The 7,970-nt window shown below is 53.9% G+C and carries 10 protein-coding genes; 6 read left to right on the top strand and 4 right to left on the bottom strand.

Features of this window, described 5'->3' with window-relative positions:
- Both MLE19_RS11015 and MLE19_RS11010 read left to right on the top strand, forming a co-directional pair.
- Positions 1-1,645 (top strand): sodium:solute symporter family protein (locus MLE19_RS11015; protein ID WP_240718234.1); only part of this gene is annotated, 1,645 nt, incomplete at its 5' end.
- A gap of 72 nt (positions 1,646-1,717) precedes the next feature.
- Complete coding sequence (locus MLE19_RS11010) at positions 1,718-1,849, top strand: putative transporter small subunit (protein ID WP_276322416.1); 132 nt, start codon at positions 1,718-1,720, stop codon at positions 1,847-1,849.
- A 146-nt stretch (positions 1,850-1,995) separates the two neighbouring features.
- Here MLE19_RS11010 and MLE19_RS11005 read toward each other — a convergent pair whose 3' ends face one another.
- The 4 genes from MLE19_RS11005 to MLE19_RS10990 all read right to left on the bottom strand — a co-directional run bounded on the left by MLE19_RS11005 (position 1,996) and on the right by MLE19_RS10990 (position 4,661).
- Complete coding sequence (locus MLE19_RS11005) at positions 1,996-2,376, bottom strand: VOC family protein (protein ID WP_240718232.1); 381 nt, start codon at positions 2,374-2,376, stop codon at positions 1,996-1,998.
- Between the two features lie 167 nt (positions 2,377-2,543).
- The gene (locus tag MLE19_RS11000) at positions 2,544-2,825 is read right to left on the bottom strand and encodes a type II toxin-antitoxin system RelE/ParE family toxin (protein WP_240718231.1); all 282 of its coding nucleotides are present in this window, start codon (positions 2,823-2,825) and stop codon (positions 2,544-2,546) included.
- The gene (locus MLE19_RS10995) at positions 2,822-3,094 is read right to left on the bottom strand and encodes a CopG family ribbon-helix-helix protein (protein WP_240718230.1); all 273 of its coding nucleotides are present in this window, start codon (positions 3,092-3,094) and stop codon (positions 2,822-2,824) included. Before MLE19_RS10995 ends, MLE19_RS11000 begins: the two co-directional genes overlap by 4 nt.
- 517 nt (positions 3,095-3,611) lie before the next feature.
- Positions 3,612-4,661: an alpha/beta fold hydrolase gene (locus MLE19_RS10990; protein WP_240718229.1), complete on the bottom strand. Its 1,050-nt coding sequence runs from the start codon at positions 4,659-4,661 to the stop codon at positions 3,612-3,614.
- 318 nt (positions 4,662-4,979) lie between these two features.
- On the opposite strand from MLE19_RS10990, the gene MLE19_RS10985 reads away from it, so the two are divergent.
- From MLE19_RS10985 to MLE19_RS10970, 4 genes are read left to right on the top strand one after another with little or no spacing between them, the layout of a single operon-like run.
- Positions 4,980-5,801, top strand: coding sequence for an aldo/keto reductase (locus MLE19_RS10985; RefSeq protein WP_240718228.1), 822 nt, complete (start codon positions 4,980-4,982; stop codon positions 5,799-5,801).
- 51 nt (positions 5,802-5,852) lie between these two features.
- Positions 5,853-6,266: a hypothetical protein gene (locus tag MLE19_RS10980; RefSeq protein WP_240718227.1), complete on the top strand. Its 414-nt coding sequence runs from the start codon at positions 5,853-5,855 to the stop codon at positions 6,264-6,266.
- On the top strand, positions 6,263-7,222 hold the full coding sequence (locus tag MLE19_RS10975) for an aldo/keto reductase (RefSeq protein ID WP_240718226.1): 960 nt from the start codon (positions 6,263-6,265) through the stop codon (positions 7,220-7,222). The genes MLE19_RS10980 and MLE19_RS10975 overlap by 4 nt, the downstream gene beginning before the upstream one ends.
- A complete protein-coding gene (locus tag MLE19_RS10970) occupies positions 7,219-7,902 on the top strand; it encodes an MFS transporter permease (protein WP_240718225.1) in 684 nt (227 codons plus the stop codon). Before MLE19_RS10975 ends, MLE19_RS10970 begins: the two co-directional genes overlap by 4 nt.
- Positions 7,903-7,970: the final 68 nt, after the last annotated feature.

Genomic DNA, 7,970 nt, shown 5'->3' with positions numbered 1-7,970 from the left:
AGAAAATTTCTATCAGTTCTCGACCATGACTGTCCTCGCTTTGCTGGTGTTTTTTTATGGCGGCACTTACCTGCTGACCCTGCTGATCAAGAAGAAAAAGGAGAATACCGACGCATTCATGGTGTCCAACCACCAGATCGGTTTTGGTCTTGGCGCTGCCAGTATGACCGCTACCTGGATCTGGGCGGCCTCGTTTTACGGCGCCGCCACCTCAGGTTACACCTACGGCATTTCTGGCCCCTTGCACTACGGGCTGTGGGGCGCGTTGATGATTCTGTTCATCTACCCCTTTGGGCGTCGTTTTCGCAAACTGGCCCCCAATGCCCATACGCTGGGTGAGCTTATCCATGCGCGGCACGGCTCTTCCAGCCAGTTGATTCTCGCCTCGTCTAACATCCTGGGCAGCATTATTAGCCTGATGGTTAACTTTACAGCCTCCGGCGCACTGGTCTCAGTGCTCTCCCCACTCTCGTTTCAAGCTGGTGTCATTATCGCCGGGGTCGGGGTGCTCTCCTACACGCTGTGGTCAGGGTTTCGCGCTTCGGTGCTCACGGATTTTGCCCAGCTAATGGCAATGATGGCGGTTGCTATCCTGATTATTCCGGCGGTGATGTTCGCCCTCGGTGGCCCGGAAACGCTCTCAGACGGCATGAGTCTTCTCACGCCAGAACAAGCCAACCTGTTCTCGATGGATGCCATTCTCAATCAAGGTGCGCCCTTCTTTGTGGCGGTGCTGGCCTACGCCATTGGCAACCAGACCATCTCCCAGCGGCTATTCGCCGTGCGTGAAGACCACATTAAACCGACCTTTATTACCGCGACCATTGGTTATGGGGCGATTGTTATTGGCTTGGGCATGATTGGTTTAATGGCACTGATGACTGGTATGGAGCCCATCGGTGGCGACATGAATAACTTGATCCCGCAGATGGTTTCAATGTACCTATCGCCGGTGTTTATCGGGCTGTTCTTTATTCTGGTGATTGGCTCGCTCTCCTCTACCGCTGACTCGGACCTCTCCGCCATGTCCGCGATAGTGATGGCCGATGTGTACGGCAAGAACATCGCCAAAAACAAACCCGATCCCACCAAGATGCTGTTTATCGGCAGGCTAACCATGATCGTCGCGACGCTGATTGGGGTGATTCTCGCCAGCTTCTCGATGGATATTCTGATCATGCTGGTCTTTGTTGGCGCACTTTGGGGCGCAATTGTGTTCCCAGTCATCGCCAGTTGCTTCTGGGATCGTGTGACCAATACGGCCTTTACCTCTGCGGTAATCGCGGGGCTGGTGATGTTCTGCGTCGCACGCTTCGAGTTGTTGCCCATGATCGGTGCGATCGCGGTGTTGTTTGAGTTACTCGCCGCTGTGGGTGGTGGTGTGGTTCTCGGCTTAATGGCCTTCGGGTTCTGCGGACGCAGGGTCGGCTTAATCGTCGGCGCCATCAGCGCTATCGTGCTGGCCTACTTCTTTATCGGCTTCCTGCAGGACTACACGGTACTAATGGCCTCGTTAATGGCCTACGGCGTTAGCACCATAGTGTGCATTGGCCTCAGTTTGATGAGTTCAAGCAGGTTCGACTTTGCCCAGATCGATCAAAAAGTGATCAATTACGACCCGGCCAAGCCTGCAACTCAGGGCTAAGCGCAGTATCACGCTGAAATCCCTTCACCTGCTGGTGCGCCATCGTGCACCAGCGAGACAATAGGAAAGCACATGCAAACCTTTATATTAGGATCATATGTCATGATCTGGCCGCTGATTTCTTTGGTTATTTTCGCGATCATCGGCATCGCCACCGTCAAAGACATTCGTGTGGCACGACGGGATAAGCGCGAGCTGGTGTGAAGTAGTTGTTAATCGTTAGATAGTAGCAATGTAAGCGGGAAGGAGTCTGGAAGCGGCAAAGGAGTGCCGTGGTATCGCAAATTAGCTGCTGTGTTTTAGGTATCTCTGTACCGCAATGAACGGCTAGCATCCGCTACATAAAGTGGCTATGAATTACTTAATGGCTCTATGTCTTCACCAAACATAATTTTGTGGCCTTCGGGTGTCGCCACACCAAATTCACGCAAGCCCCAAGGTTTATCAGCTATCACCTGAAAAATCTCAGCACCGCGTTTCTGATAGTCGCGATATATCTCGTCTATATCGACACAGTTTATATAGGCAAAGTACGCATGTTCGCGCGTATCACGAGCAGGCACTTCATCAGGGCAGTGGCCTAACATGATGTGAAAACTATCAAGGCTCAAAAATGACCAACCCTCCACACGAAACCGGACGGAAAAGCCAAGCTTGTCGAGAAAATAGCGCTCAGTACTTTCAATATCCTTGACCGCCAGAACATGTTGGGTTGATGTTACTTCAAACATTGATGCCCCCTCTCAACTATGCGAACACTCAGTAAGTAAGGCCATTGAGGTACCTGTAATTTTTGAAGTTTGGATCTACATAATATCGACAGCCCTACCATCAGGATTGATGGGATAATCGGCAGGCAGAAAGCTTAAATGCTCTTATAAAGTTGCTGGTCAAACTGCTATCGCTCACCTTCAAGCCTATGCCATACCTGAAGAACAATGATGGTGTGAATATGAACAGAATAGCGGATAACGTATTTGCCAAACACCATGTCACGAACGGATTCAGGTGTGGGGGCTAATTCCACTGGTGTACCCATACTAGGAAAGTTTGTCAGCACTTCAATTCTGCCAACCAAATCTGCAGCTATTCTGGCTGCTGTAGAAGGGTTGTGGACTGAAATAAACTCTCTTAGGCGGGTTAAGTCTTCGATAGCTTCATCGGTGTAGACCAATTTCACTTACCCGATCTCGGCGCATTCTGCTCGTTTTCAGTACCCCAGCTTTTAAGCCAACTGTGAACCTCGCTGGCATCAACGACTTTTCCCTGAGCAGCAGATTCCATCGCTTCAAGCGTTTGGGTCCAGCGCTCTTGCTCAAGCTTTTGTTTTTCAATGTATTCTAATAGCGCTTGATTGATTACCCAGCCTTTGCTCCGATGGAGCCGACTAGCAATGGCTTCCAGACGTTGCTCAACGTCTGCCTGAAGACGAACGGTAGTGACACTCATGGCGGCATCCTCAACGTTTGTGACTACAATGTATTACATCATAGTAGAAAAGGTGCGGCAAAAAAGTATAACGCCCGACTCATGCGCTGGTTTGGAGCCGTGAAGTAATGGATAAACGCCATTGTGTAGCAATCGTTTGTTAAGTATTGATCTGGCGTATGAAATCAGCTTCATCCCGGATTTCAACTCGGTTGCCATTGGGATCGGTCATGTTGATAGCTCGGCCCAAGCGTTTTCGATGATGATAGCTTAAATATCCTAAGACCTAATTTCCGTCAGCGCTTCTTTCATGCCATCAACGTTGAATCGCAATTTAGAGCTAACAAGGTTCAACCGACCTAGTAGCGCCCCATGAAAAGCGTGACGGCTGTAGCTATTTGCAGGGGCGTACTCAGCATGATCGTAACCGCCTTCAGCTAACGCCTGACAAGCACGAGCTGGTGTAAAGTGCTCGTGCTTGTCCGTTTTGAGTTACTACAACGGTCTAGCTGTTTTTCCCCAGCAATTGGCCCTGCAGCTACTGGTCTGCCAAGCCTTTGAGCAGTTCCTCATGAAAACGCTCGGGCTCTTGGATTTGCGGTGAGTGGCCCAAGTCTGGAAACTCGACCAGCGTTGCTTGCGGAATAGCTTCAGCCGCCTGTTCGCCAAGCACGTCGTAACGGCCAAGGGTCTCCTGGAGGTCTTCTGGTGCCTGCGCTTTACCGATCGCGGTATTGTCTTTCTCACCAATCAGTAACAGTGTTGGCACTTGCAACTGTTCAAACTCGTGTACCACCGGCTGGGTGAAGACCATGTCCGAGGTTAGCGCCTGGTTCCAGGCCACTAATTCCTTATCTTCCCCTGCATACATGCCAGCCAGCATCTCGACCCAACGATCGTATTCAGGCTCCCAGGTGTTCACATAGTAAGTGGACTCCTGATAGGCACGGATGCCTTCAGCTGTTTTACCCAGCTCGGCCTGATAGCCATCGTCGATGCTCTGATAGGGCACACCGAGGGCTTTCCAGTCTTCCAGGCCAATCGGGTTGACCATCACCAACTGCTCGGTCTGCTCCGGATACATCAGTGCATAGCGCGTAGCCAACATGCCGCCCATGGAGTGCCCCATGACAGTGGCCTGCCCCACTTCAAGCTCTTCCAGCAATGCATGGGTGTTAGTCGCTAGCTGATGAAAGCTGAACTGGTAGTGTTCAGGCTTGGTGGACTTACAGAAGCCCACCTGATCCGATGCGATGACCCGGTATCCGTCGTCATGCAATGCTTCAATAGTGCCTTCCCAAGTACCCGCACAGAAGTTCTTGCCATGCATCAGCACTACCGTTCTGCCATTTGCACTGCCCTCTTCGGGCGCAATATCCAGGTAAGCCATCTGCATATCCTGGCCCTGGGAGCTGAAATTAAATCGCTCTACCGGATAGGCGTATTCGAAACCGGACAATTCAGCATCATATTCAGGCGAATCGTTGGCCGCAGCGCTGCCGATATAACCAACTGCCGCAGCACTGGCAATACAGCTTGCCAGTAGTGTTTGGGTAAGCTGCTTTTGAACAAACAGGGGGGGTTCCATTGCATTTCTCCTATATTCAAAGGGCCAAGTGACATTGAAGAGTTAAGCAGCATTTATCAAGCAGAACTAAATTTAGGACATTCTAAAATATCTTCTCGCAGGCAGTACGCCACCTACGAGCAGGCCTTGGGCACCACCAGCAGAGAAACTTACGATCCACACATCGATAGCGAAAGACCGTAGTTTCGGATTAAGAGGCTGCCTGATAGCGTAGAACGTGCAGGCTCGCGCAAGGTGCTGGTTTTTGCCCCATGAACTGCGATCACAGCAGGCAGTCAGAAAAGCATCACTGCAAGAGATACACTAGGAGATAGCGATATGCAGACGATTGAGCTAGGCGGAGACAGCGTACCTCGTATAGGCCAGGGCACCTGGCATATGGGCGAGGATGCTGGGCAGCGGCAGGCTGAGGTCAGAGCGCTGCGTGAAGGGCTGGATCTGGGCATGACGCTGATCGATACCGCAGAGATGTATGCCGAGGGCGGTTCTGAAGAAGTCGTTGGCCAAGCGATCCGTGACCGGCGAGAAGAGGTGTATCTGGTCAGCAAGGTCTACCCCCACAACGCCAGCTCCAAGGGTGTTCAAGCCGCCTGCGAGCGTAGCCTGCGCCGATTGGGCACCGATACTATCGATCTCTACCTGCTGCATTGGCGCGGCCAGTACCCGCTGAGTGAAACAGTGGAAGCATTCGAGCGGCTGCGCGAGCAGGGCAAGATCCTGCGCTGGGGCGTGTCGAACTTTGACGTTGACGACCTAGCAGAGCTCGACGCACCCGCTTGCGCCACCAATCAGGTGCTCTACAACCCCGAAGCAAGCGGCATTGAATACGACCTGCTGCCCTGGCAAACACAGCAAAGCATGCCGCTCATGGCCTACTGCCCGATCGGGCAAGGCGGCGCGCTGCTGCATGACGCCGCCCTGCAACGCATTGCCGACAAACACAGCGCCACCACTGCACAAGTCGCCCTCGCCTGGGCATTGCGCCATCCTGGTGTGATCGCTATTCCCAAAGCCGTGAATCTGGATCACCTCAAAAAGAACGCTGAGGCAGATAAGGTCAGACTCGATGAAGAGGACTTGGCCCAGATCGATGCCGCCTATCCCCCGCCAACGCGCAAGCACTCTTTGCAGATGGTGTAAGGACACGCCATTAACGGCCCAGGATTAACGGAATAGGACAGGAGCCCTGTCATGTCACTGCCCGCCCCCAAACCCAATGGCTGGATCAGCTTCCTCGCCCACCTGCTGTTTATCCTTGCGGCGTGGACGCTTTTCATCAAATACCTCTTCCCCGTGGGTTACGCGCTGGCCTACGGCGAGCCATGGGCGACGTATATCTATTGGGATCTATGGCCAGTGGCGCACGTCTGGCTGGGCTGGGCGCTGCTCAAACGGCCTCGCTATACGCGTGCATTAGCGGTAGGCATGTCGGTTATTGAAATCCTCATCATCGGCACCCTGTTCGTGCGTTTTCTCGCCGACCCTGAGTGGTCGATCTGGCGCACCAACTGGTTTGTGAATAAGGTATTTGTGCTGACATGCTTTGTGCTGGTGTTGGCTGCCACGGTGCCGATTCAAAAAAACCTGAAGGAGCGACCGCTATGAACCATCTCATCAAACATCACATCAAGCACCACATCACCCGCCGACAAAGCCTTACGCTCATCGGCGCCACGCTCGCCGCCATGGCGCTCCCCACCGCATCGCTTTTTGCCAACACGGGCGGGATGCGTCAGAAGGCTTTTGCGGGTACAGACAAAAAGCTGCCCGTGATTGGCATGGGCACCTGGCGTACCTTCAACGTTGGCAACGACCCAGAGTTGCTCGATGAACGTACCGAGGTGGTCAAAGCATTCTTCGAGTATGGCGGTGGCCTGATCGACTCTTCGCCCATGTATGGCTCGGCGCCGGATGTGATGGGCTATGCCTTGCAAGAACTCGGTACACCCGAGAGCCTGTTTTCCGCAGAGAAGGTCTGGAGCCCCGCCGGTGGTTCAGCTCGAGAGCAGGTGGCGGAGCTTAAAGAGCGCTGGAAGGTGGAACACTTCGATCTGGTGCAGGTACACAACCTGACCGATTGGCGTGAGCACCTAGCAGCGCTGCAGGAGATGAAAGCCGAAGGCACCATCTGCCATATCGGCATCACCACCTCCCACGGGCGCCGCCACAGCGAGATCGAGCAGATCATGACGTCAGAGGATATCGACTTCGTTCAGCTCACTTATAACATCACCCACCGCGAGGCCGAAAACCGGCTACTGCCCCTGGCAGAAGAGCGGGGCATCGGCGTAATCGCCAATCGGCCTTACGATGGCGGCAACCTGATCAAGAACCTCAAACGGCGTGACGCACCATTGCCCGAGTGGGCCAACGAGGAATGCGGCTGCACAACCTGGGCGGACTTCTTGCTGAAGTTTATCGTCAGCCACCCGGCGATAACCTGCGCGATACCGGCCACCACCCAGGTCGAGCACCTGCGCGAGAATATGCGCGCTGGCCACTCCCCCATGCCTTCAGCTGACGCCCGGCAGCGGATGGTCGCCTATATCGAGTCGTTATGAACGAGTGGACAAGCTACCAGCTGCAGGACTTTATTCCCTTCACGGCAGATGTTTACTTTCGCTTGCTTGAGCGCATGGGCGAAAACTTCTGGCCGCTGCATCTGCTGACCTTTGCAATGGGCGCCACCACCATTGTGCTGGCGCTGAAACACCGCACGCGAATCGCCTGCCTGCTACCCGCCCCACTCTGGGCCTTCGTCGCCATCGCATTTTTCTTTCAGCGCTATGCAGAGCTCAACTGGGCGGGGGGCTATGTTGGCTACGCTTTCATTGCTCAAGCCGTGCTGCTGATGCTAATGGCACTAACGGGACGGGGAATGGATAAAGCGCCACGAGCAACCAACCCACCGGTTATTATCGGCATAGCCATTACCCTCTTCGGCCTGATACTCATGCCACTGCTAATGCCGCTGATGGCGCCGCTAAGTGGCGGCTCCTGGTATCAAGCGGAAGTGTTCGGCATTCATGCCGACCCCACGGCGGTCACCACGCTGGGCCTGGTGCTTATCATGCTGAGGGGTTTCGCGCTCTGGATCGCCGTCATCATTCCAGCGCTCTGGCTGGTCGTTTCTGGCCTGACCCTGCAGGTGCTGGATTCGACGGGCGCCGCCGTGCTGTTCGCCGTATTGGTGATTGCGCTGGTGGGGCTGATTTGGAAAAGCGTCAGGCCCGAGCGATAAGGTCGCAGCATCGGTGCTGGAGGCAAAGCTGCTAAGAAATGCCATTAAGGTGCCTGTGACAGTTAGAG

Origin of the sequence: Vreelandella neptunia (assembly GCF_022489065.1) — a bacterium.
GTDB classification, from domain to species: Bacteria; Pseudomonadota; Gammaproteobacteria; order Pseudomonadales; family Halomonadaceae; genus Vreelandella; species Vreelandella neptunia_A.
The sequence above is the reverse complement of the archived record's forward strand: the minus strand, read 5'-3'. Positions and strand labels throughout refer to the sequence as shown.